Consider the following 21,796-nt stretch of genomic DNA (forward strand, 5'->3'; position numbering starts at 1 on the left):
ATGATCCGAACCATTCTCGCCATCGACGACTCCGCGACCATGCGTGCGCTGCTTCAGGCAACGCTGATGCAGGCCGGCTACGACGTGACGGTGGCGCCGGACGGCGAGGCCGGCTTCGACCTGGCGGCCACCGTGCCGTACGACCTGGTGCTGACCGACCAGAACATGCCGCGCAAGAGCGGGCTGGAAGTGATCGCCGCGCTGCGCAAGCTGACCGCCTATACGGAAACGCCGATCCTCGTGCTGACGACCGAAGGCAGCGACGCGTTCAAGGACGCCGCACGCGACGCGGGCGCGACCGGCTGGATCGAGAAGCCGATCGACCCCGCCGTGCTGGTCGACCTGGTCGCGACGCTGTCCGAGCCGGCCGCCTCCTGACATTCACGCGACGCATTCAACCCGGGACCGGGCATGACTCTCGACATCACTCAGTTCTACCAGACATTTTTCGACGAAGCGGACGAGCTGCTCGCGCAGATGGAGCAGTTGCTGCTGAACCTCGACGTCGGTTCGCCCGACCCCGAGGATCTGGCCGCGATCTTCCGCGCCGCGCATTCGATCAAGGGCGGCGCGGCGACGTTCGGCTTTTCCGCGCTGACCGATACGACGCACATCCTCGAATCGCTGCTCGACCGCGCACGCAACCACGAGCTGACGCTGACCAAGGAAATGGTCGACGCGTTCCTGGAGACGAAGGACGTGCTGTCCGACCAGCTCGTCGACTACCGCGCGAGCGCCGAACCGGACGCGGCCGCCGCCGCGACGATCTGCGCGAAGCTCGAACGGCTGAAGGCCGAGAGCGGCGCGGGTGCGCCGGCAGCCGCAGCCGCTGCGCCCGTGGCGCCGGTCGCTGCCGTCGCCGCACCGGCTGCGCCGGCCGCGGAACCGGCTGCCAGCGATGACCGCGTGCCCGACCACGTGATCGAGCAGGCCGTCGCGGCCGCGCATCCGGCGGGCGACGCAGGCGAAGGCGGCCCGCACCTGAAGATCACGCTCGTGGGCGTCGACGCGAAGGATCGCGAACTGCTCACCGAAGAACTCGGCAACCTCGGCCGGATCGTCGGTCGCGAGGAAGTGGGCGCCGACCTGACGCTGTGGGTCGAATCGGACGTGCCGTCCGACGACATCGTCGCCGTGTGCTGCTTCGTGATCGACGAAAGCCAGATCCGCGTCGGGCGCGGCACGGCGCCGGCCGCACCGGCTGCCGCGCAACCGGCGCGCGCCGAGGTATTCGCGCCGCAGGCCGCGGCACCGCAACCGGCCGCATCGGCACCGGCGGCGCCCGCCGAGCCGGCCGCCGCCGCGCAAGCGCAGGCACCGCAGCCGGCCCAGCCGGCGCACGCCGACCACGCGCCGCAGGCCGCCGCGCATCACGACGACAAGCGCGCCCGCCCGGCCGCCGCGGCGGCATCGGGCGCCGAAGGCAGCTCGATCCGCGTCGGTGTCGAGAAGGTCGACCAGCTGATCAACCTGGTCGGCGAGCTCGTGATCACGCAGGCGATGCTCGCGGAAACCGCGAGCGCGTTCGATCCGGCGCTGCACGACCGCCTGTTCAACGGGATGGCGCAGCTCGAGCGCAACGCGCGCGACCTGCAGGAAGCCGTGATGTCGATCCGCATGATGCCGATGGACTACGTGTTCAGCCGCTTCCCGCGTCTGGTGCGCGATCTCGCCGGCAAGCTCGGCAAGCAGGTCGAGCTGGTGACGTTCGGCCAGGCGACCGAGCTGGACAAGAGCCTGATCGAACGGATCATCGATCCGCTGACCCACCTCGTGCGCAACAGCCTCGACCACGGGATCGAGACGGTCGACAAGCGCGTGGCCGCCGGCAAGGACGCGGTCGGCCAGCTCGTGCTGTCGGCCGCGCATCACGGCGGCAACATCGTGATCGAGGTGAGCGACGACGGCGCGGGCCTGAACCGCGAACGCATCCTCGCGAAGGCCGCGAAGCAGGGCATGCAGGTGTCCGACAACATCAGCGACGACGAAGTCTGGCAGCTGATCTTCGCACCGGGCTTCTCGACCGCCGAGACGGTGACCGACGTGTCGGGCCGCGGTGTCGGGATGGACGTCGTGAAGCGCAACATCCAGTCGATGGGCGGCCACGTGGAAATCACGTCGGTGGCCGGCCGCGGCACGACCACGCGGATCGTGCTGCCGCTGACGCTCGCGATCCTCGACGGGATGTCGGTGAAGGTCGGCAACGAGATCTTCATCCTGCCGCTGAACTTCGTGATGGAGTCGCTGCAGCCGTCGAACGACGACATCTACACGGTCGGCAACGGCGAGCGCGTGGTGCGCGTGCGCGGCGAATACCTGCCGCTGGTCGCGCTGCACGAGGTGTTCTCGGTCGAGGACGCGCGCACCGACCCGACGCAAGGGATCGTCACGATCATGGAAACCGAGGGACGCCGCTTCGCGATGCTGATCGACGAGCTGGTCGGCCAGCAGCAGGTGGTCGTGAAGAACCTTGAAACCAACTACCGCAAGGTGCACGGCATCTCGGCGGCGACCATCCTCGGCGACGGCAGCGTCGCACTGATCGTCGACGTCGCGGCGCTGAACCGCGAAACCCGTGCGATGCACGGCGCCCGTGCCGGCGCCGAGCTCGCGATGTTCTGATGTCACTCGCCATTCAACCGATTGGGGGCAAACGTGTCTGCTGAAGTCCAAATGATCAATCCGGCCGCGGCGAACGCGGCTACGAGCCGCCGCGACGCGGAACAAGGCGACGCGACGGGCCAGGAGTTCCTCGTGTTCACGCTCGGCGACGAGGAATACGGGATCGACATCCTGAAGGTGCAGGAAATCCGCGGCTACGACAGCGTCACGCGCATCGCGAACGCGCCGGAATTCATCAAGGGCGTGATCAACCTGCGCGGGATCATCGTGCCGATCGTCGACATGCGGATCAAGTTCCATCTCGGCCGCGTCGAGTACGACCACCAGACCGTCGTGATCATCCTGAACGTCGCGCATCGCGTGGTCGGGATGGTGGTCGACGGCGTGTCGGACGTGCTGACGCTGCAGACCGACCAGATCATGCCGGCGCCGGAATTCGGCGCGACGCTGACGACCGAGTACCTGACGGGCCTCGGCACGGTCGACGGCCGGATGCTGATCCTGATGGACATCGAGAAGCTGATGTCGAGCCGTGAAATGGCGCTGATCGAGACGCTCGGCGGGTAAGCGCGCCGCGCGCGCAGGAATTTCGGGAGAATCTGCAATGTTGCATAACTGGTCGATCCGCACGACGCTCACGGCGGTCGGACTCATCCTCGTGGCGCTGGCCGCAGCCGTCGGCGGGCTCGGCCTGGTCGCGCTGAATCACGCGAGCCGCTCGCTCGACGCGATCGCGCACGTCGACCTGCCGGCGATCCACTCGCTCGACGATACCTCGTCGTACCTGCTGCGCGCGCGCGTGTCGCTCGACCGCTTCCGCTCGTTGACGGAAGCCGGCAACACGGCCGAAGCGGCCAAGGTGCTCGACCGCGCGCAGGAGCTGTACGCGAAGTCGAACCAGAACTGGCAGGCGTTCCAGGCGACGCCGAAGCTCGGCGTCGAGCAGGCGCTCGTCGACGACCTGACCACCCGCTACACGACGATCGTGAAGGAAGGCGTCGAGCCCGAATTCGCAGCCGCGCGCGCGGGCGACATGGCCGCGTACCACGCGGTCGCCGATACCAAGATCAGCCCGATGTTCGTCGCGTACGACCAGGCCGCGGCGGCCGTGGTCGCCTCGCTGCAAAAGCGCGCGGAAGATCGCCAGGCCACGACGCAATCGCAGATCTCGCTGATGATCGGGCTGATCGCGGCCGGCATCGCGATTGCGTTCGTCGTCGTGATCGCGATCCGCTTCGCGCTGCGCGGGCTGATCGTGCAGCCGCTGGAAGACGCGATCGCGCACTTCGAGCGCATCGCCGGCGGCGACCTCACGCAGCCGGTCAACGTATTCAGTACCAACGAGATCGGCCGCCTGTTCGGCGGCATCAAGCGGATGCAGGACGCCGTCACGACGATGGTGCAGGCCGTGCATCGCGGGACCGAGTCGATCGACGTCGGCGCGCGCGAGATCTCGACCGGCAACACCGACCTGTCGCAGCGCACCGAGGAGCAGGCCGCGTCGCTGCAGGAAACCGCGTCGAGCATGGAGCAACTGACGGGCACCGTGCGGCAGAACGCGGAAAACGCGCGGCAGGCCAGCCAGCTCGCGGTGAATGCATCGGACATCGCGACGCAGGGCGGCGAGGTGGTCGGCCAGGTCGTGTCGACGATGCAGGACATCGCGGCGAGCTCGGGCAAGGTCGTCGACATCATCGGCACGATCGAAGGCATCGCGTTCCAGACCAACATCCTCGCGCTGAACGCGGCGGTCGAAGCCGCGCGTGCGGGCGAACAGGGCCGCGGCTTCGCGGTGGTCGCGGGCGAGGTGCGCTCGCTCGCGCAGCGCAGCGCGAGCGCCGCGAAGGAAATCAAGCAGCTGATCGGCGATTCGGCCGAGAAGGTCGAAAGCGGGTCGGCGCTCGTGTCGCGCGCCGGCTCGACGATGGACGAGATCGTGCAGGCCGTGCGCCGCGTGACCGACATCATGGGCGAGATCAGCGCCGCGTCGGACGAGCAGTCGACCGGCATCGAGCAGGTCAACCGCGCGGTCGGCCAGATGGATTCGGTCACGCAGCAGAACGCCGCGCTCGTCGAGCAGGCGGCCGCCGCGGCCGCATCGCTCGAGGAGCAGACGCGCCAGATGAAGGCGATCGTGTCGGGCTGGCGCGTGATGGGCGGCATCGCGCTCGCGCCGTCGCGCGGTGTCGCGCGGCCGGTCGCGCATGAGCCCGCGCCGGCGCTGACGTCGGAGCCGCGTTTCGACGCGGCGCCGGTCGCCGCGCTGCCGTCCCCGCAGGCCACCGCACAACCGGCACGGCGTGCTGCGCCGGCGACGCGTGCCGCCGCCGCGGCTGCGTCGGGCGCGGGTCACGAACCGAAGCGCGCGGCCGATGCCGGCGCGCACGCGCAGAAGGAGGCCCCGGCTTCCCGCGGCACGGCCGCGGGCGGCTACGGGCCGCGTCTCGCGAAAACCGCCGCACCGGCCGACAAGCCGGCCGCGAAGCCCGCGCTCGTGCGCCCGGCGCTGAACGGCGAGAAGCCGGCGGCGGCCACGGCCGGCACGTCCGACGACGATTGGGAGACCTTCTAAACCATGCCGCACGCGCGCGCGCCGTTTCGACCCGATGTACCGGATGCCTCGCCTCGCGCGGGCGAGCCGGGGCGCGACTTCGCGTTCACCAGCGCGGATTTCGCACGCATTCGCGCGCTGATCCATCAACGCGCGGGAATCTCGCTGTCCGAGCACAAGCGCGACATGGCGTACAGCCGTCTCGCGCGCCGCTTGCGGGCACGCGGCCTCGACACGTTCCGCGACTACCTCGACCTGCTCGAGCAGGAAGACGATCCGCTCGAGTGGGAAGCGTTCACCAATGCGCTGACGACGAACCTGACCGCGTTCTTCCGCGAGTCGCACCATTTCCCGATCCTGTCGGATTTCGTGAAGGGGCGGCCGGCGCCGGTCTCGGTCTGGTGCTCGGCGGCGTCGACCGGCGAAGAGCCTTACTCGATCGCGATCACGCTGATCGAGGCGCTCGGCGAATCGGCCGCGCGCGGCGCGTCGATCCTCGCGACCGACCTCGACACGCAGGTGCTCGCGAAGGCCGAAGCCGGCATCTACACGTACGATCAGGTCAAGCACCTGGCGCCGGAGCGACTGAAGCGCTTCTTCCTGAAGGGCACGGGCGCGCAGGCCGGCCGCGTGAAGGTGCGCCCCGAGCTGCGCGCGATGATCCGCTTCGAGCAGCTGAACCTGACCGATGCGGATTACGGGATCGCGAAGCCGTTCGACGCGATCTTCTGTCGCAACGTGATGATCTATTTCGACAAGCCGACGCAGGGGCAGGTGCTGTCGCGCTTCGAGCCGCTCGTGAAGCCGGGCGGGCTGCTGTTCGCCGGCCATTCGGAGAACTTCACGTATGTCACGCAGGCATTCCGGCTGCGCGGGCAGACGGTGTACGAACTGACCCGCGACGCCGCACAGGGCACGCGGCCGCGGGGCGCGCAGGCGTCCGCGATGCCGTCTCCCGCGCGCATGCATGCCGCGGGCGCCGCATCAGCTCTTGGAGAGCGCGGATGAGCGCCCTGCCGATCGCCACCAATCGCTACTTCGACAACCACTTCGGCCGTCCCGGCGTGAAGCTGCTGCCGAACGAGTTCTACACGACGTCCGAGGACATGGTGCTGATGACCGTGCTCGGCTCGTGCGTTGCCGCGTGCCTGCACGACCCGTACGCGGGCATCGGCGGGATGAACCACTTCATGCTGCCCGACGACGGCGCCGATCCGGGCGCGGCCGCGTCGGAATCGATGCGCTACGGCGCGTATGCGATGGAAGTGCTGATCAACGAGATGATCAAGGCCGGCGGGCGCCGCGAACGCTTCGAGGCGAAGGTGTTCGGGGGCGCCGCCGTGCTGGCCGGGATGACGACGATCAACATCGGCGACCGCAACGCGGATTTCGTGCGCCGCTACCTGGCGCTCGAACGCATCCGCATCACGGCGGAAGACCTGCAGGGTGTGCACCCGCGCAAGGTCGCGTTCATGGCGGCCACGGGGCGCGCGGCGGTGAAGAAGCTGCGGCTGCAGGTGCCGGGCGTCACCGAGCGCGAAGCCGCGCTCGCCCGCGAGGCCGATCGCGCCCGCACCGCACGGCCGCGTCCGCAGGTCGAGCTGTTCGCGGCGAAGCGTCCGGCCCCGCCGCAGCCGGCGCGGCCGCGCATCGAGCTGTTCGGCGCGCGCAGCGCGGCGCCGGCCGGCGGCGTGCGGGCGGTGAACCTATCAAGAAAGCAGGAGGCATGACCGCAGTGCAGAAGATCAAAGTGTTGTGCGTCGACGATTCGGCGCTGATCCGCAGCCTGATGACCGAGATCATCAACAGCCAGCCCGACATGACGGTGTGCGCGACCGCGCCCGATCCGCTCGTCGCACGCGAGCTCATCAAGCAGCACAACCCCGACGTGCTCACGCTCGACGTCGAAATGCCGCGCATGGACGGGCTCGACTTCCTCGAGAAGCTGATGCGCCTGCGGCCGATGCCGGTCGTGATGGTGTCGTCGCTGACCGAGCGCGGCTCGGAAATCACGCTGCGTGCGCTCGAACTCGGCGCGGTCGATTTCGTCACGAAGCCGCGCGTCGGGATTCGCGACGGGATGCTCGACTACGCGGAAAAGCTCGCCGACAAGATCCGCGCGGCGTCGCGGGCGCGCGTGCGCCAGGCGCCGCAGCCGCAGGCCGTCGCGCGCACGGCGGACAGCCACCCGGCCGCGCCGATGATCAACAACCCGCTCGTCAGTACCGAGAAGCTGATCATCATCGGCGCGTCGACGGGCGGCACCGAGGCGATCCGCGAAGTGCTGACGCCGCTGCCGCCGGATGCGCCGGCCGTGCTGATCGCGCAGCACATGCCGCCGGGCTTCACGAAGTCGTTCGCGCAGCGGCTGAACGGCCTGTGCCGGATCGCGGTGAAGGAAGCCGAGCACGGCGAGCGCGTGCTGCCGGGCCACGCGTATATTGCACCGGGCCACGCGCACCTGTTGCTGGCGAGAAGCGGGGCGAACTATATTGCGCAACTGTCGGACGAGCCGCCGGTGAACCGGCACCGTCCGTCGGTGGACGTGCTGTTCCGCTCGGCGGCGACGCACGCGGGCAAGAACGCGCTCGGGGTGATCCTGACCGGGATGGGCCGCGACGGGGCGGCCGGCCTGCTGGAAATGAAACGCGCGGGCGCTCACACGTTCGCGCAGGATGAAGCAAGCTGCATCGTGTTCGGGATGCCGCGCGAGGCGATCGCGCTCGGCGGCGCGGACGAGATCGTGCCGCTCGCCGAGATGAGCCGTCGCGTGATGGCGCGCCTGGCGACGATGGGCGACCGCGTGCAGCGCGTTTGAATGGAATGTCACGGGGCGCGTGCCACGATACGCGTCCCGACGGAAACGAATCTGGAAAGGAACGACGATGGACAAGAGCATGAAAATCCTGGTGGTGGACGATTTCCCGACGATGCGCCGGATCGTCCGCAACCTGCTCAAGGAACTGGGCTATTCGAACGTCGACGAGGCCGAGGACGGCGCGGCCGGCCTGGCGCGGCTGCGCGGCGGCGGTTTCGACTTCGTGATCTCCGACTGGAACATGCCGAACCTCGACGGCCTCGCGATGCTGAAGGAAATCCGCGCGGACGCGACGCTCACGCACCTGCCGGTGCTGATGGTCACGGCCGAGTCGAAGAAGGAGAACATCATCGCGGCCGCGCAGGCCGGCGCGAGCGGCTACGTCGTGAAACCGTTTACGGCCGCGACGCTCGACGAGAAGCTGAACAAGATCATCGACAAGATGGCGAAGACCGGGAGCTGACGTGAACGAGCCGATCCATGCCGCGCTGACCGGCGCCGGGTTCAGTGCCGACGGCCACGCCGAAGGCGCCGATTTCGCGAGCGACCGCATCCTCGCGCGCATCGGCCATGTCACGCGCGCGCTGCGCGATTCGATGCGCGAGCTCGGGCTCGACAAGCATGTCGAGCGGGCGGCGGAAGCCGTGCCCGATGCGCGCGACCGGCTGCGCTACGTCGCGACGATGACCGAGCAGGCCGCCGAGCGCGTGCTGAACGCGATCGAGGTCGCGAAGCCGATGCAGGAGCGCATCCAGAACGAGGCCGAGGCGCTCGACGCGCGCTGGGCGCAGTGGTACGCGGCACCGATCGAGCACGCGGAAGTGCGCGAGCTGATGGACGATACGCGCACGTTCCTGCGCACGCTGCCCGAGTCGGCTTCGGCAACCAGCGCGCAACTGCTCGAGATCATGCTCGCGCAGGATTTCCAGGACCTGACCGGGCAGGTGATCAAGAAGATCATGGACATGGTCTACCTGATCGAGCAGCAGCTCCTCACGGTGCTCGTCGAGAACATCGCGCCCGAGCGGCGCGAGCAGTTCGCGGCCACCGCGGCCGCGCTCGCGGCCGAGCAGATCAGCTCGACCGGCAGCCCCGAGTCGCTGCTGAACGGCCCGCAGATCGCGCCGGAAGGCAAAACCGACGTGGTCCAGGACCAGGGGCAGGTGGACGACCTGCTCGCCAGCCTGGGCTTCTGACCCTGCCGCGTGCATCGGGCGCCGCCTGTCGCGGCGGCGCCCGATGCACGCATCACACCGTCCCCCCGCACTGCTTCACGCGCACGCGGCTCCCGCGTGGCGCAGGGTGATCCTGCGTCAAATTGACACTTCGGCACACGCAGCAGGCATACTACGCGTCAGCAGCAACGTAGCGTCATTCATACGATTTCATACGTTGGCAGGTGGCGCGGGCGCGATGGCCGCACCGCCGGCAACGAAGCCAGTCCCTGGGGGGGAACGTGAAGCTGAAACGCTTGGGCTGGGCCGTCGCGCACGCGACGGCTGCAATGGGTGTGCTGTGGAGCGTCCACGCATACGCGGAACTGGGCGGCGCGCCGATGTCGCCGCCGGCGGACGATCGGGCCGCAACCGTGCGCGCCTTGCAGCGCGCGATGCGCTCGGCAGACGGCATGCAGACGAGCACGGCCGCCTATACCGTTCGCGAGATCACGCTCGGATCGGGCACCGTCATCCACGAATACACGTCGGCCGCCGGCAGCGTGTTCGGCCTCGCGTGGCAAGGGCCGACGATGCCGGATCTCGCGTCGCTGCTCGGCAGCTATTTCCCGCAGTACACCGCAGGCGTCCAGGTGGCGCACAAGGCGGGCGGCTGGCGCGCGCCCGTGTCCGTCGACACCAGCGGCCTCGTGATCCGGACAGGCGGCCACATGGGCGCCTTCTCGGGCCAGGCGTGGCTGCCGGCGGCGCTGCCAGCCGGCCTGACCGGCACCGACATCCAGTGACAGCGGGAGAGCGATCTTGAAAATTCCTCGTACATTCAAGCGCTGGCTCGGCGTGCTGGGCCTCGCGGCGGCGACGGCCGTCCTCGTGACGGCATGCGGCGGCGGAGACGGCGGCGGCAGCAGTTCCGGCAACAACGGCAACGGCGGCAACAACGGTAACGGCGGCTCGGACGGCAATTCCGGGAACACGGCCGTCATCACCGTCAACGCCGGCGTCGCGAACGTGATCAACATCCCGACCGTCAGCCTGAAGGTCTGCGTGCCGGGCACGTCGAACTGCCAGGTGGTCAACAACGTGCTCGTCGATACCGCGTCCTACGGGCTGCGGCTCGTCGGCAGCGCCGTGTCGGGCGTGCTCGGCAGCCTCCCGCAGGTGACGAGCGGCGGCGCGCCGGTCGCCGAGTGCGGCAAGTTCGTGTCGAGCTATACGTGGGGGTCCGTGCGCACGGTCGACCTGTCGATCGGCTCCGAGCAGGCGAGTTCGCTGCCCGTGCAGATCATCGGCGACCTCGGCACGACGAACGTGCCGAGTTCGTGCACGAACGGCGGCGCGTCGGCCAACTCGGCGAGCGCGCTCGGCGCGAACGGGATCCTCGGCATCGGGCCGGCACCGGTCGACTGCGGCACGACCTGCGCCACGTCGACGTCGACGAACAACAACTACTACGCATGCCCGAACGGCGACAACGCGAGCTGCACGGTCGCGCTCGTGCCGGTGGCGCAGCAGGTGGCCAACCCGGTGCATCGCTTCGCCGACAGCAGCGGGGTGAGCGTGAGCATGCCGACCATCTCGAACAACGGGCAGGCGAGTGCGACCGGGACGCTGACGTTCGGCCTGCCCGCCCTGACCGGGAAGACCGTGATGACGTCGACCACGACGGGCGACGTCAGCGCGACGTTCCTCGGCCGCAACGTGACCGCGTTCTTCGATACGGGTTCGAATGCTTACTTCTTCAACGATTCGTCGCAGACGGCCTGTTCGAAGAACACGCAGTTCTACTGCCCGACGGCGTCGACCACCTACTCGGCGACGCTGACCGGCCAGAACGGCGTGAGCGGTACGGTCTCGATGCCCGTCGTGAACGCGGATTCGCTGTTCGCGAACCCGTCGACGTTCGCGTTCAACGACATCGCGGGCCCGTTCGGTTCGTCCGGCTGGCTCGATATCGGCATGCCGCACTTCTACGGCAAGACGATCTACTTCGGAATGGACAAGACCGCGAGCGGCGGCGCGGCGCCTTTCGTCGCGTTCTGACGCGGCACGGCGGGATGCAGGACCAAGGGGGCGAGCGATCGCCCCCTTTTTTATTCGACGGCCGTGCGCGGCACGACGGGTCCGACCGGCGGGCCACCGCGCGCGGGCACAGCGCCTACGATGTAATACCGGCACCCGTGCCGGCACGACATCGAGGAGACAGCGCCATGACCCCGCGCATACAACGCATCACGCCGTTTCTGTGGTTCGACCGCGACGCCGAGGCGGCCGCCGGTTTCTACGTATCGGTGTTCGACAACGCGCGCATCGTGCACGTCGCGCGCTACGGCAAGGCCGGCGCGCACGCGTCCGGCAGCGCGGAGGGCGCGGTGATGACCGTCGCGTTCGAGCTCGACGGGCAGGCATTCGTCGCGCTGAACGGCGGCCCCGTGTTCCAGATCACGCCGGCCGTGTCGTTCGTCGTCAACTGCCGGGACCAGGACGAAATCGACCACTACTGGGCGCGCCTGTCGGAAGGCGGCGACGAGCGTGCGCAACAGTGCGGCTGGCTGCGCGACCGCTTCGGCGTGTCGTGGCAGGTCGTGCCGGCGCAGATGAGCGAGCTGATGACGGGCGATCCGGCGCGTGCGGAGCGCGTGATGGCGCAGGTGATGACGATGAAGAAGCTCGATCTCGACGCGCTGCAGCGCGCGGCGGCCGGCTAGGAGGCGGGTAGCCCGTTGTAGGCGTGAACCGGCGAACCGGCGCCAGGGGCCGCGCAAACCCGTGAGCGGCCGGAACGGGCGCTAGGCCGGTGGCCGGCCGTCGCGCATCAGGCTCGTGTGGTCGAGGACGCGGTGGCCGGGCCCGTACGCGGTGCTTTCGATCCGGACGGCATCGGCTGGCGCGACCGGGCGCCCGGCGGCATCGACCGACATCGATTCCATCTCGACGACCGGCACGCACCAGGCCGCGCGGGCGCGTTCCACCGGCTCGCCACGCGTGTCGACGCAGCGCAAGGTGAAGCTCGCGGGGAAATCCTGCGCGCGCAGGGTTTGCGTCGATCCGTTCCACGCATGGTGCAGGGCGATCGTGCCGGGGTGCGGCGCGTCAGGCGCCTGCGCGCCGGGCGGCAGGGCCGGCGTGCCCGCGCAGCCGGCGGTCAGCGCGCAGGCAAGCGACAGCAACGGAGCGAGCGGATGACGGAGCATGGTGCGGTTCGAGCGGAATCGGCAAGTCATGGCGAAGCGTAGCGCGCTTTGCATGCCCGCGTAATGCCGGCCGGGTAATCGAATGCGGTACACGGGCTGCCGATTATCAATTGCAACCGATTTCATTCGGATGTAATCAAATGCTGGATTATCGGGGGCTGTCGTTTCTGTCAGGTCTTCAAGATTATTAAAATGACGCGGCATGCAAGCCGATGGCACGGCATTCCGCTGTTGCAGCCATACCCGCGCCGTGCCGGCGCCGTACGGGCGGGCGAGGTGGCCCGGTACGCCCTGGCCAGTACGTGAAAAGAGATGGAGTCCCGCGAAATTCAAACATATAATGCCGGCGTTGTTTCCGGGGTCGTCTATATAAAACAGGAGGGTAATAAAATGAATTTTTCCGAAGCCGTTCGTTCCGCACTCAATAAATACGCGACATTCGAAGGCCGTGCGCGTCGTGCCGAATACTGGTATTTCGCGCTGCTGACCTGTGCGCTGTCGATCGCCGCGCAGATCATCGGCGCGGCCGGCCGCGACGCCGGCCTGATCACGCTGCTGCTGCTCGTCGTGATCGGCCTGGTTTCGCTGGCGCTGATCATTCCGAGCATCGCGGTCAGCGTGCGCCGGCTGCACGATACGGGCCGCTCGGGCTGGTTCCTGCTGCTCGCGCTGATCCCGATCGTCGGCGCCATCCTGCTGCTCGTGTGGATGTGCTCGCGCGGCACCGAAGGTCCGAACCGCTTCGGCGCGGACCCGATCGTGGCGGCCTGACCGACACCTGCCCCGACGCGCGACGCCGCCGCGTCGGGGCCCGATTTCGCGTCGCATCCGCGGCAACGCTTCACTGCCTCACCGTTTCCTCGCCTTTTCCCCGCTTCACGTCGTCGTCGTCGCTTCGTCCGGAGCCGACACCTTGCGATCGCAACGATCGGCACGTTTTTCCGCCGCGCCGCACACCGTTCCGTCTCCCGTCCAGCCCCGTTCGCGCCGGCTCTCCCGATTCCCCGAAATACCCCCCTTTCCCGGCTTTGCTCGACCGATCGGCGTTTGACGCCTCCATGAATAATCGGTGTCACTGGAAAGCGGCATTCCGCCGTACCCGACTGGAGGCCCCGTGGCAGACGAGAGCGATCTCGACAAGACCGAAGCCGCCACTCCCAGGCGCCGCGAGAAGGCGCGCGAGGAGGGGCAGGTCGCGCGTTCGCGCGAGCTGGCTTCGTTCGCGCTGCTCGCGGCCGGGTTCTACGGCGCGTGGCTGCTTGCGGGCCCGTCGGGCGGGCATCTGCAGGCGATGCTGCGCGGCGCGTTCACGTTCGATCGCGCGACCGCGTTCGACACGAACCGGATGCTGTCGGCGGCCGGCAGCGCGAGCCTCGAAGGCTTCGCCGCGCTGCTGCCGATCCTCGCGCTCACCGGCGTCGCCGCGCTGCTCGCGCCGATGGCGCTCGGCGGCTGGCTGATCTCGTCGAAGACGTTCGAGCTGAAGTTCGACCGCCTGAACCCGATCTCGGGCCTCGGCCGGATCTTCTCGATCCAGGGGCCGATCCAGCTCGGGATGTCGTTCGCGAAGACGCTGGTCGTCGGCGGCATCGGCGGCATCGCGATCTGGCGCAGCAAGGACGAGCTGCTCGCCCTCGCGACGCAGCCGCTCGGCGTGGCGCTGCCCGATGCGCTGCACCTGATCGCCGTGTGCTGCGGCACGACGGTCGCCGGGATGCTGGTGGTGGCCGCACTCGATGTGCCTTACCAAATCTGGCAGTACGACAAGAAGTTGCGCATGACGAAGGAAGAAGTGAAGCGCGAGCATCGCGAGAACGAAGGCGATCCGCACGTGAAGGGGCGGATTCGCCAGCAGCAGCGCGCGATCGCGCGCCGCCGGATGATGGCGGCCGTGCCGAAGGCCGACGTGGTCGTGACGAACCCGACGCACTTCGCCGTCGCGCTGCAATACACGGACGGCGAGATGCGCGCGCCGAAGGTGGTCGCGAAGGGCGTGAACCTCGTCGCCGCGCGCATCCGCGAACTCGCGGCGGAACACAACGTGCCGCTGCTCGAAGCGCCGCCGCTCGCGCGTGCGCTGTATCACAACGTCGAACTCGAACGCGAGATTCCCGGCTCGCTGTACTCGGCCGTCGCCGAAGTGCTCGCGTGGGTCTACCAGCTCAAGCGCTTCCGTTCGGAAGGCGGCGCGTTCCCGGCGATGCCGGTCGATCTGGAGGTGCCGGCCGAACTCGACAAGGGGACGTCGGTCGCCGCCGACGACGAACGTGAAGAAGCCGAGGACACCCTCGGCAAGCAAGGGACCGCAGCATGAGCACCCCGACCACCGGCCTGTTCGCGAAGCGCCCGAACCCGTTCGCGGGCACGAACCTGCGCGCGCTCGCGGGCCCGATCCTCATCTGCATGATCCTGGGGATGATGATCCTGCCGCTGCCGCCGATGCTGCTGGATCTGCTGTTCACGTTCAACATCGCGCTGTCCGTGATGGTGCTGCTCGTCAGCATGTACACGATGAAGCCGCTCGACTTCGCGGCGTTCCCGAGCGTGCTGCTGTTCTCGACGCTGTTGCGCCTGTCGCTGAACGTCGCATCGACGCGCGTCGTGCTGCTCGAAGGCCACACGGGCCCGGACGCGGCCGGCCAGGTGATCGAGGCGTTCGGCCACTTCCTGGTCGGCGGCAACTTCGCGGTCGGCATCGTCGTGTTCGTGATCCTGATGATCATCAACTTCATGGTGATCACGAAGGGCGCGGGGCGGATCGCCGAAGTGTCCGCGCGCTTCACGCTCGACGCGATGCCCGGCAAGCAGATGGCGATCGACGCCGACCTGAACGCGGGCCTCATCAACGAAGAGCAGGCGCGCAAGCGCCGCCTGGCCGTGTCGCAGGAAGCCGAGTTCTACGGGTCGATGGACGGCGCGTCGAAGTTCGTGCGCGGCGATGCGATCGCCGGCCTGATCATCATGGCGATCAACGTGATCGGCGGGCTGATCGTCGGGATGGTCCAGCACGACATGACGTTCGCGGCCGCCGGCACCAACTACACGCTGCTGACGATCGGCGACGGCCTCGTCGCGCAGATCCCGTCGCTCGTGATCTCGACCGCGGCCGGCGTGATCGTGTCGCGCGTCGCGACCGACGAGGACATCGGCACGCAGATCACCGGCCAGCTGTTCACGAACCCGCGCGTGCTGAACATCACCGGCGCGATCATCGTGCTGATGGGCCTGATCCCGGGCATGCCGCACTTCGCGTTCCTCGCACTCGGCGGCGGCGCGATCTGGCTGGCCCGCACGCAGACCAAGCGCGCGGCGGCCCGCAAGGCGGCCGGCGACCTGACCGACATCGCGCCGCCCGCAGCGCTGCCGTCGGACAGCCACGAGGCGACCTGGGACGACGTGCAACTGATCGACCCGCTCGGGCTGGAAGTCGGCTACCGCCTGATCCCGCTCGTCGACAAGAACAGCGACGGCGAACTCCTCAAGCGCATCAAGAGCATCCGCAAGAAATTCGCGCAGGAAATCGGCTTCCTGCCGCCGGTCATCCATATCCGCGACAACCTCGAGCTGCGACCGAACGCGTACCGGATCGCGCTGAAGGGCGTCGAGATCGGCGTCGGCGAAGTGTTCCCGGGCCAGTGGCTCGCGATCAACCCCGGCCAGGTGACTGCCGCGCTGCCCGGCGCCGTCACGCAGGATCCCGCGTTCGGGCTGCCGGCCGTGTGGATCGACGTCGCGATGCGCGAACAGGCGCAGGTGTACGGCTACACGGTGGTCGACGCGAGCACGGTCGTCGCGACGCACCTGAACCATCTGGTCGTCCAGCACGCGGCCGAGCTGCTCGGCCGCCAGGAAGTGCAGTCGCTCGTCGAGCGCACCGGCAAGGATGCGCCGTCGCTCGTCGAGGACCTCGTGCCGAAGACGATCTCGCTCACCACGCTGCAGAAAGTGCTGCAGAACCTGCTCGAGGAAGGCGTGCCGATCCGCGACATGCGCACGATCCTCGAAGCGGTGTCCGAACACGCGGGCCGCGGCGATGCGTTCGAGATCACGGCCGCGGTGCGGCTGTCGCTCGGCCGCGCGATCACGCAGCAGTGGTATCCGGGCGCCGGCGAGATGCAGGTGATGGGTCTCGACTCGAATCTCGAGCGCGTGCTGTCGCAGGCGCTCGCCACCGGCGCGAACCCGGGCCTCGAACCCGGCCTCGCGCACAACCTTCTGACCGGCACGCAACAGGCGATGCTGCGTCAACAGAATCTCGGGCTGCCGCCCGTGCTGCTGGTGCAGCACGCGCTGCGCGCGATGCTCGCGCGTTTCCTGCGCCGCAGCCTGCCGCAATTGAAAGTGCTGTCGTATGCCGAAGTGCCGGACACACGCACGATCAAAGTCGTTAACGTCATCGGGGGTTCCGCTTGAACATTCGCAAATTCACCGGCGCAACGAGCCGCGACGCACTTCGTCTGGTGCGCGAGGCGCTCGGCGCCGACGCGGTCGTGCTGTCGAACCGCACGCTCGATGACGGCAGCGTGGAAATCGTCGCCCTGGCAGATTCGGACCTGGCCGCCGTGACGCCGCCGGCCGCGGCGCGTCCGCGCATCGCCGCGTCGCGCACGCCGGAATCCGTGCCGGCTGCCGCCGTGCCGGGCATCGTGTCGCGCCCGGGTGCGGCGCTGGCCCGCCCGACGGTCAATCCGTACGCAGCAGGCGAAGGCGGGCTGCCGGACGTGTTCTCGTCGGTGTTCGGTGCAAGCGCCGACGCGGACGAGGCGACGGCGCAACCTTCGGCATTCGATGAGGACGCGCCGGCTGCGGCAGCGCCGTCTTCCGCCGCTCCCACGCCGGCCGCGGCCTCCGAGCCCGCGCCGTGGCTCGTCGAGCACGCGAAGCGCCTGACGCAGCAGCGCGACGCGCTGATGGCGCGTGCGCAGGCGACGCCCGCCGCGCCGCAAGCGAGCGCGCCTGCCCCGCAGGCCGCCGCGAGCGCGACGCCGCCCAACTGGGCACGCGACATCGTGCGCGACGCCGAACGCCGGATGCCGGCCGCCGCCACCCGCGCGCCCGACACGAACACGAGCGCGATGCATGCCGCGATGGCGGCCGAGCGCACGCGCCTGTCCGCCGACGCGGCCACCGCGGTGGCCGATGCCGTGAAGTCGCGCATCGAGCGGATCGTCAACGATACGGTGATGCAGGAGCTCGGCGAACTGCGCGGGATGATGGCAGAGCAGTTCGACAGCCTGATGTGGCACGACCGCCAGCGTCGCAGCGCCGTGCACGGCGCGCTGACGAAGCACCTGTTCGCGGCCGGTTTCTCCGCGCAGCTCGTGCGGATGCTGGTCGACAACATGCCGGCCGGCGACGGCGCGCAGACCCTCGAACAGGCCGCCGAATGGGCGCGGTCGGTGCTCGCGTCGAACCTGCCGGTGCTCGACAGCGAAGATGCGCTGATGGAGCGCGGCGGCGTGTTCGCGCTGATGGGGCCGACGGGCGTCGGCAAGACGACCACCACCGCGAAGCTGGCCGCACGCTGCGTGATGCGCTTCGGCGCGAGCAAGGTCGCGCTGCTGACCACCGACAGCTACCGGATCGGCGGCCACGAGCAGCTGCGCATCTTCGGCAAGATCCTCGGCGTGCCCGTGCACGCGGTGAAGGATGCGGGCGACCTCGCGCTCGCGCTGTCCGAGCTGCGCAACAAGCACATCGTGCTGATCGACACGATCGGCATGAGCCAGCGCGACCGCGCGGTATCCGACCAGATCGCGATGCTGCACGGGGCGAATGCGCCGGTGCAGCGCCTGCTGCTGCTCAACGCGACCAGCCACGGCGACACGCTCAACGAAGTCGTGCAGGCGTACCGCAGCGCGGGCGAGCACCCGGACCTGGCCGGCTGCATCCTCACGAAGCTCGACGAGGCGACCCACCTCGGCGGCGTGCTCGACACGGTGATCCGCTACAAGCTGCCGATCCATTACGTGTCGACCGGCCAGAAAGTGCCGGAGAACCTGTACGTCGCGTCGACCAAATTCCTGCTGAAGAGCGCGTTCTGTGTACCGCGCGACGGCTCGCCCTTCGTGCCGCAAGACGAGGACATGCCGACGCTGCTTTCCGCACTGACCGCACGTTCCACCGCCGAGCTGCACGAGGTGCGATTTGGATAAACAAATCATCGACCAGGCCGAAGGGCTGCGGCGCCTGCTGGCCGGGCGCGCGTCACGCATCGTCGCGGTGGCGGGCGGGCCGGCGGGTGTCGGCTGCACGTCCACCGTCGTGAACCTGGCGGCGGCGCTCGCGTCGCTCGGCAAGGATGTGCTCGTCGTCGACGAGCGTGCCGACGTGCATTCGGCCAGCGCGACGCTGGCGGGCGCGTGGCTGCGCGACGGCGAGCGCGCGCGGGTCGCGGCCGGCTTCGGCCTGTGCGCCGCGGCGCGGCTCGCGCGCACCGGCTACACCGACGCGCAGCTGAGCGATTTCATCGACGGGCCGGCCGACATCGTCCTCGTCGACGCGCAGCTCGGCGCCGACGGTTCGTTCTCGGCGCTCGCACGCGAAGCGCACGACGTGCTGGTCGTCACGCGGGTCGCCGCGCAGGCGATCACCGAGGCGTATGCGTGCATGAAGCGGCTGCATTTTGCGCACGCGTTCGCGCAGTTCCGCGTGCTGACCAATCACGTCGGCAGCCACGCGGACGCGAAGACGGCGTTCGACAACCTCGCGGGCGTCGCGAGCCGCTACCTGACGGTGTCGATCGCCGACGCGGGCTGCGTGAGCGCCGATCCGCTCGTCGAGCATGCGCGCGAACTGACGCGTGCCGCGGTCGACGCGTTCCCGTCGTCGGCCGCCGCGCGCGATTACCGGCAGATTGCCGCCGACCTGCTGTACTGGCCGATGCGCCCGCGTCCGGGTGCGGGCCGCGCCGTGCACGCGGGCGGCAAGCCGTCGTATGAGGCGGGGGCGGCCCACGCCGCATGAGCGCCACCGGAAGGAGAGAGCCATGATGTACAACGCTCAAGGAAAGATGTCCCAGGCCGACGTGCTCGCGCAATATGCGCCGCTCGTGCGACGCCTCGGGCTGCAGCTCGTCGCGAAGATGCCGGCGAGCGTCGACCTCGACGACCTGATCCAGGCCGGCATGATCGGCCTGATGGACGCGGCCGGCCGCTACAAGGAGGACCAGGGCGCGCAGTTCGAGACCTACGCGACGCAGCGTATCCGCGGCGCGATGCTCGACGAGCTGCGCAGCAACGACTGGCTGCCGCGCAGCCTGCGCAAGACGTCGCGCGAGGTCGAGCACGCGGTGCACCAGGTCGAGCAGCATCTTGGCCGCTCGGCGAGCGAGACCGAGATCGCGCAGCACCTGAACATGCCGCTCGACGAATACCAGGGGATGCTGCAGGACCTGCACGGCAGCCAGCTGATCTATTACGAGGATTTCGACCGCGCGGCCGACGACGAACCGTTCCTCGACCGCTACCGCGTCGATCACACCGATCCGCTGTCGGCGCTGCTCGACGAGCACCTGCGCGAAGCGCTCGTCGAGGCGATCGAGCGGCTGCCGGAGCGCGAGAAGCTGCTGATGTCGCTGTACTACGAACGGGGTCTGAATCTGCGCGAGATCGGCGCGGTGCTCGAAGTGAGCGAATCGCGCGTGTGCCAGCTGCACAGCCAGGCGGTCGCGCGCCTGCGCGCACGGCTGCGCGAACAGGCGTGGGTCGGCGCGGAGTCCTGACCCTTTCCTGACGGCCGCGCGCGCCGGCGCCGCGCGCTGGTGCCGGGTGCGCGCCGTATGTGTGCATGCTTGCGCATTCCGCGCGCCGATTTGCTACAATCCTCTCCGCTTTCCGAGGAGCGTTGCGACGGACCTCCTGTGTCCGCCAGGCTCGGAAGGCTTCACCAAGCAGTCGTGCGGCACAACCGCGTCGGCCCCGCTTCCTGAACGGCGCTCACGTCACCAATCTAGAAACTTTTTAGAAAGGAGGGCGTGATGAACGCCATTATCGATTCCAAAGCTACCAACGATTACGTCGTCGCCGACATGGCGCTGGCCGGCTGGGGCCGCAAGGAACTGAACATCGCCGAGACCGAAATGCCGGGCCTCGTGCAGATCCGTGACGAATACAAGGCACAGCAACCGCTGAAGGGCGCGCGCATTGCCGGTTCGCTGCACATGACGATCCAGACGGGCGTGCTGATCGAGACGCTGAAGGCGCTCGGCGCGGACGTCCGCTGGGCCTCGTGCAACATCTTCTCGACGCAGGACCACGCCGCTGCCGCGATCGTCGAAGCCGGCACGCCGGTGTTCGCGTTCAAGGGCGAATCGCTCGACGAATACTGGGAGTTCTCGCACCGCATCTTCGAATGGCCGAACGGTGAATTCGCGAACATGATCCTGGACGACGGCGGCGACGCAACGCTGCTGCTGATCCTCGGCGCGAAGGCCGAGAAGGACCGTTCGGTGATCGCTAAGCCGACCAACGAGGAAGAAGTCGCGCTGTACAAGTCGATCGCGCAGCACCTCGACGCGGACCCGACCTGGTACTCGACGCGCCTCGCGCACATCAAGGGCGTGACCGAAGAAACCACGACCGGCGTGCACCGCCTGTACCAGATGGAAAAGGACGGCCGCCTGCCGTTCCCGGCGTTCAACGTGAACGATTCGGTCACGAAGTCGAAGTTCGACAACCTGTACGGCTGCCGTGAATCGCTGGTCGACGGCATCAAGCGTGCGACCGACGTGATGATCGCGGGCAAGGTCGCGGTCGTCGCGGGCTACGGCGACGTGGGCAAGGGCTGCGCGCAATCGCTGCGCGGCCTGGGCGCGACCGTGTGGGTCACCGAAATCGACCCGATCTGCGCACTGCAGGCGGCGATGGAAGGCTACCGCGTCGTGACGATGGAATACGCGGCCGACAAGGCCGACATCTTCGTGACGGCGACCGGCAACTACCACGTGATCAACCACGATCACATGAAGGCGATGCGCCACAACGCAATCGTCTGCAACATCGGTCACTTCGACTCGGAAATCGACGTCGCGTCGACGCGCCAGTACCAGTGGGAAAACATCAAGCCGCAGGTCGACCACATCATCTTCCCGGACGGCAAGCGCGTGATCCTGCTGGCGGAAGGCCGCCTCGTGAACCTCGGCTGCGCGACCGGCCACCCGTCGTTCGTGATGTCGAACTCGTTCGCAAACCAGACCCTCGCGCAGATCGAGCTGTTCGTGCGCGGCAACGAGTACGAGAACAAGGTGTACGTGCTGCCGAAGCACCTCGATGAAAAGGTCGCGCGCCTGCACCTGGCGCGCATCGGCGCGAACCTGTCCGTGCTGTCGGACGAGCAGGCTTCGTACATCGGTGTGCAGAAGGACGGCCCGTTCAAGCCGAACCACTACCGCTACTGATCCGCTGCGCCGCTGCCGCGGTGCCGTGCGCGCGTCGCTGGC

The 21,796-nt window shown here is 68.5% G+C and carries 20 protein-coding genes and 1 riboswitch; of the genes, 19 read left to right on the forward strand and 1 reads right to left on the reverse strand.

Translation table 11 applies throughout. The features are described from left to right. The 12 genes from CFB50_RS01085 (at nucleotide 1) to CFB50_RS01140 (ending at nucleotide 11,871) form a co-directional block, all read left to right on the forward strand. Complete coding sequence (locus tag CFB50_RS01085; RefSeq protein WP_011350594.1) at nucleotides 1-378, forward strand: response regulator; 378 nt, start codon at nucleotides 1-3, stop codon at nucleotides 376-378. 33 nt (nucleotides 379-411) lie between these two features. Continuing rightward, a complete protein-coding gene (cheA, locus tag CFB50_RS01090; protein WP_089444750.1) occupies nucleotides 412-2,622 on the forward strand; it encodes a chemotaxis protein CheA in 2,211 nt (736 codons plus the stop codon). A 51-nt stretch (nucleotides 2,623-2,673) separates the two neighbouring features. Beyond that, nucleotides 2,674-3,189, forward strand: a complete 516-nt coding sequence (gene cheW / locus CFB50_RS01095; RefSeq protein WP_043185043.1) for a chemotaxis protein CheW — start codon at nucleotides 2,674-2,676, stop codon at nucleotides 3,187-3,189. A gap of 37 nt (nucleotides 3,190-3,226) precedes the next feature. Continuing rightward, nucleotides 3,227-5,194, forward strand: a complete 1,968-nt coding sequence (locus CFB50_RS01100; RefSeq protein WP_089444751.1) for a methyl-accepting chemotaxis protein — start codon at nucleotides 3,227-3,229, stop codon at nucleotides 5,192-5,194. A 3-nt stretch (nucleotides 5,195-5,197) separates the two neighbouring features. After that, the gene (locus CFB50_RS01105; protein WP_069246861.1) at nucleotides 5,198-6,181 is read left to right on the forward strand and encodes a CheR family methyltransferase; all 984 of its coding nucleotides are present in this window, start codon (nucleotides 5,198-5,200) and stop codon (nucleotides 6,179-6,181) included. Then, nucleotides 6,178-6,903, forward strand: coding sequence for a chemoreceptor glutamine deamidase CheD (cheD, locus tag CFB50_RS01110; protein WP_069246862.1), 726 nt, complete (start codon nucleotides 6,178-6,180; stop codon nucleotides 6,901-6,903). Before CFB50_RS01105 ends, cheD begins: the two co-directional genes overlap by 4 nt. Then, on the forward strand, nucleotides 6,900-7,991 hold the full coding sequence (locus tag CFB50_RS01115) for a protein-glutamate methylesterase/protein-glutamine glutaminase (protein ID WP_069246863.1): 1,092 nt from the start codon (nucleotides 6,900-6,902) through the stop codon (nucleotides 7,989-7,991). The genes cheD and CFB50_RS01115 overlap by 4 nt, the downstream gene beginning before the upstream one ends. Before the next feature lie 67 nt (nucleotides 7,992-8,058). Continuing rightward, nucleotides 8,059-8,454, forward strand: a complete 396-nt coding sequence (cheY, locus tag CFB50_RS01120) for a chemotaxis response regulator CheY (RefSeq protein WP_039346818.1) — start codon at nucleotides 8,059-8,061, stop codon at nucleotides 8,452-8,454. A gap of 1 nt (nucleotide 8,455) precedes the next feature. Then, nucleotides 8,456-9,187 carry a protein phosphatase CheZ gene (gene cheZ / locus CFB50_RS01125; RefSeq protein WP_069246864.1) on the forward strand — a complete coding sequence of 244 codons (732 nt, stop codon included), beginning with the start codon at nucleotides 8,456-8,458 and terminating at the stop codon, nucleotides 9,185-9,187. Nucleotides 9,188-9,447: 260 nt separating this feature from the next. After that, entirely contained in the window at nucleotides 9,448-9,951 is a 504-nt protein-coding gene (locus tag CFB50_RS01130; RefSeq protein ID WP_069246865.1) for a DUF2844 domain-containing protein, read from the forward strand. A 16-nt stretch (nucleotides 9,952-9,967) separates the two neighbouring features. Beyond that, entirely contained in the window at nucleotides 9,968-11,206 is a 1,239-nt protein-coding gene (locus CFB50_RS01135) for a DUF3443 family protein (RefSeq protein WP_069246866.1), read from the forward strand. Between the two features lie 167 nt (nucleotides 11,207-11,373). Beyond that, nucleotides 11,374-11,871 (forward strand): VOC family protein, encoded by a 498-nt coding sequence (locus CFB50_RS01140; protein ID WP_069246867.1) that lies wholly within the window; start codon nucleotides 11,374-11,376, stop codon nucleotides 11,869-11,871. 81 nt (nucleotides 11,872-11,952) lie between these two features. Here CFB50_RS01140 and CFB50_RS38470 read toward each other — a convergent pair whose 3' ends face one another. After that, the gene (locus CFB50_RS38470; protein ID WP_144020618.1) at nucleotides 11,953-12,690 is read right to left on the reverse strand and encodes a hypothetical protein; all 738 of its coding nucleotides are present in this window, start codon (nucleotides 12,688-12,690) and stop codon (nucleotides 11,953-11,955) included. A gap of 57 nt (nucleotides 12,691-12,747) precedes the next feature. Between CFB50_RS38470 and CFB50_RS01150 the strand changes: the two genes are divergently transcribed. From CFB50_RS01150 to ahcY, 7 genes are all read left to right on the forward strand, one after another. After that, nucleotides 12,748-13,128, forward strand: a complete 381-nt coding sequence (locus CFB50_RS01150) for a DUF805 domain-containing protein (RefSeq protein WP_069246869.1) — start codon at nucleotides 12,748-12,750, stop codon at nucleotides 13,126-13,128. 343 nt (nucleotides 13,129-13,471) lie between these two features. After that, nucleotides 13,472-14,671: a flagellar biosynthesis protein FlhB gene (gene flhB, locus CFB50_RS01155; RefSeq protein ID WP_069246870.1), complete on the forward strand. Its 1,200-nt coding sequence runs from the start codon at nucleotides 13,472-13,474 to the stop codon at nucleotides 14,669-14,671. Further along, nucleotides 14,668-16,770 carry a flagellar biosynthesis protein FlhA gene (gene flhA, locus CFB50_RS01160; RefSeq protein ID WP_089444753.1) on the forward strand — a complete coding sequence of 701 codons (2,103 nt, stop codon included), beginning with the start codon at nucleotides 14,668-14,670 and terminating at the stop codon, nucleotides 16,768-16,770. The genes flhB and flhA overlap by 4 nt, the downstream gene beginning before the upstream one ends. Next, nucleotides 16,767-18,512, forward strand: coding sequence for a flagellar biosynthesis protein FlhF (gene flhF, locus CFB50_RS01165; protein ID WP_089444754.1), 1,746 nt, complete (start codon nucleotides 16,767-16,769; stop codon nucleotides 18,510-18,512). Before flhA ends, flhF begins: the two co-directional genes overlap by 4 nt. Then, a complete protein-coding gene (locus tag CFB50_RS01170) occupies nucleotides 18,505-19,323 on the forward strand; it encodes a nucleotide-binding protein (RefSeq protein ID WP_069246873.1) in 819 nt (272 codons plus the stop codon). The genes flhF and CFB50_RS01170 overlap by 8 nt, the downstream gene beginning before the upstream one ends. 22 nt (nucleotides 19,324-19,345) lie before the next feature. Beyond that, nucleotides 19,346-20,080: an RNA polymerase sigma factor FliA gene (locus tag CFB50_RS01175; protein WP_089444755.1), complete on the forward strand. Its 735-nt coding sequence runs from the start codon at nucleotides 19,346-19,348 to the stop codon at nucleotides 20,078-20,080. A gap of 108 nt (nucleotides 20,081-20,188) precedes the next feature. Further along, a riboswitch (S-adenosyl-L-homocysteine riboswitch) is annotated at nucleotides 20,189-20,303 on the forward strand. 32 nt (nucleotides 20,304-20,335) lie between these two features. Next, nucleotides 20,336-21,754 carry an adenosylhomocysteinase gene (gene ahcY, locus CFB50_RS01180; protein ID WP_089444756.1) on the forward strand — a complete coding sequence of 473 codons (1,419 nt, stop codon included), beginning with the start codon at nucleotides 20,336-20,338 and terminating at the stop codon, nucleotides 21,752-21,754. Nucleotides 21,755-21,796: the final 42 nt, after the last annotated feature.

Origin of the sequence: Burkholderia sp. AU33423, from assembly GCF_002223135.1 — a bacterium.
Taxonomy (GTDB): domain Bacteria; phylum Pseudomonadota; class Gammaproteobacteria; order Burkholderiales; family Burkholderiaceae; genus Burkholderia; species Burkholderia lata_D.

Coding starts and splice junctions, on each gene's coding strand:
- CFB50_RS01085 (WP_011350594.1), top strand. CDS start 1: ATGATCCGAACCATTCTCGCCATCGACGACTCCGCGACCATGCGTGCG.
- cheA (WP_089444750.1), top strand. CDS start 412: ATGACTCTCGACATCACTCAGTTCTACCAGACATTTTTCGACGAAGCG.
- cheW (WP_043185043.1), top strand. CDS start 2,674: ATGATCAATCCGGCCGCGGCGAACGCGGCTACGAGCCGCCGCGACGCG.
- CFB50_RS01100 (WP_089444751.1), top strand. CDS start 3,227: ATGTTGCATAACTGGTCGATCCGCACGACGCTCACGGCGGTCGGACTC.
- CFB50_RS01105 (WP_069246861.1), top strand. CDS start 5,198: ATGCCGCACGCGCGCGCGCCGTTTCGACCCGATGTACCGGATGCCTCG.
- cheD (WP_069246862.1), top strand. CDS start 6,178: ATGAGCGCCCTGCCGATCGCCACCAATCGCTACTTCGACAACCACTTC.
- CFB50_RS01115 (WP_069246863.1), top strand. CDS start 6,900: ATGACCGCAGTGCAGAAGATCAAAGTGTTGTGCGTCGACGATTCGGCG.
- cheY (WP_039346818.1), top strand. CDS start 8,059: ATGGACAAGAGCATGAAAATCCTGGTGGTGGACGATTTCCCGACGATG.
- CFB50_RS01140 (WP_069246867.1), top strand. CDS start 11,374: ATGACCCCGCGCATACAACGCATCACGCCGTTTCTGTGGTTCGACCGC.
- CFB50_RS01150 (WP_069246869.1), top strand. CDS start 12,748: ATGAATTTTTCCGAAGCCGTTCGTTCCGCACTCAATAAATACGCGACA.
- flhA (WP_089444753.1), top strand. CDS start 14,668: ATGAGCACCCCGACCACCGGCCTGTTCGCGAAGCGCCCGAACCCGTTC.
- CFB50_RS01175 (WP_089444755.1), top strand. CDS start 19,346: ATGATGTACAACGCTCAAGGAAAGATGTCCCAGGCCGACGTGCTCGCG.
- ahcY (WP_089444756.1), top strand. CDS start 20,336: ATGAACGCCATTATCGATTCCAAAGCTACCAACGATTACGTCGTCGCC.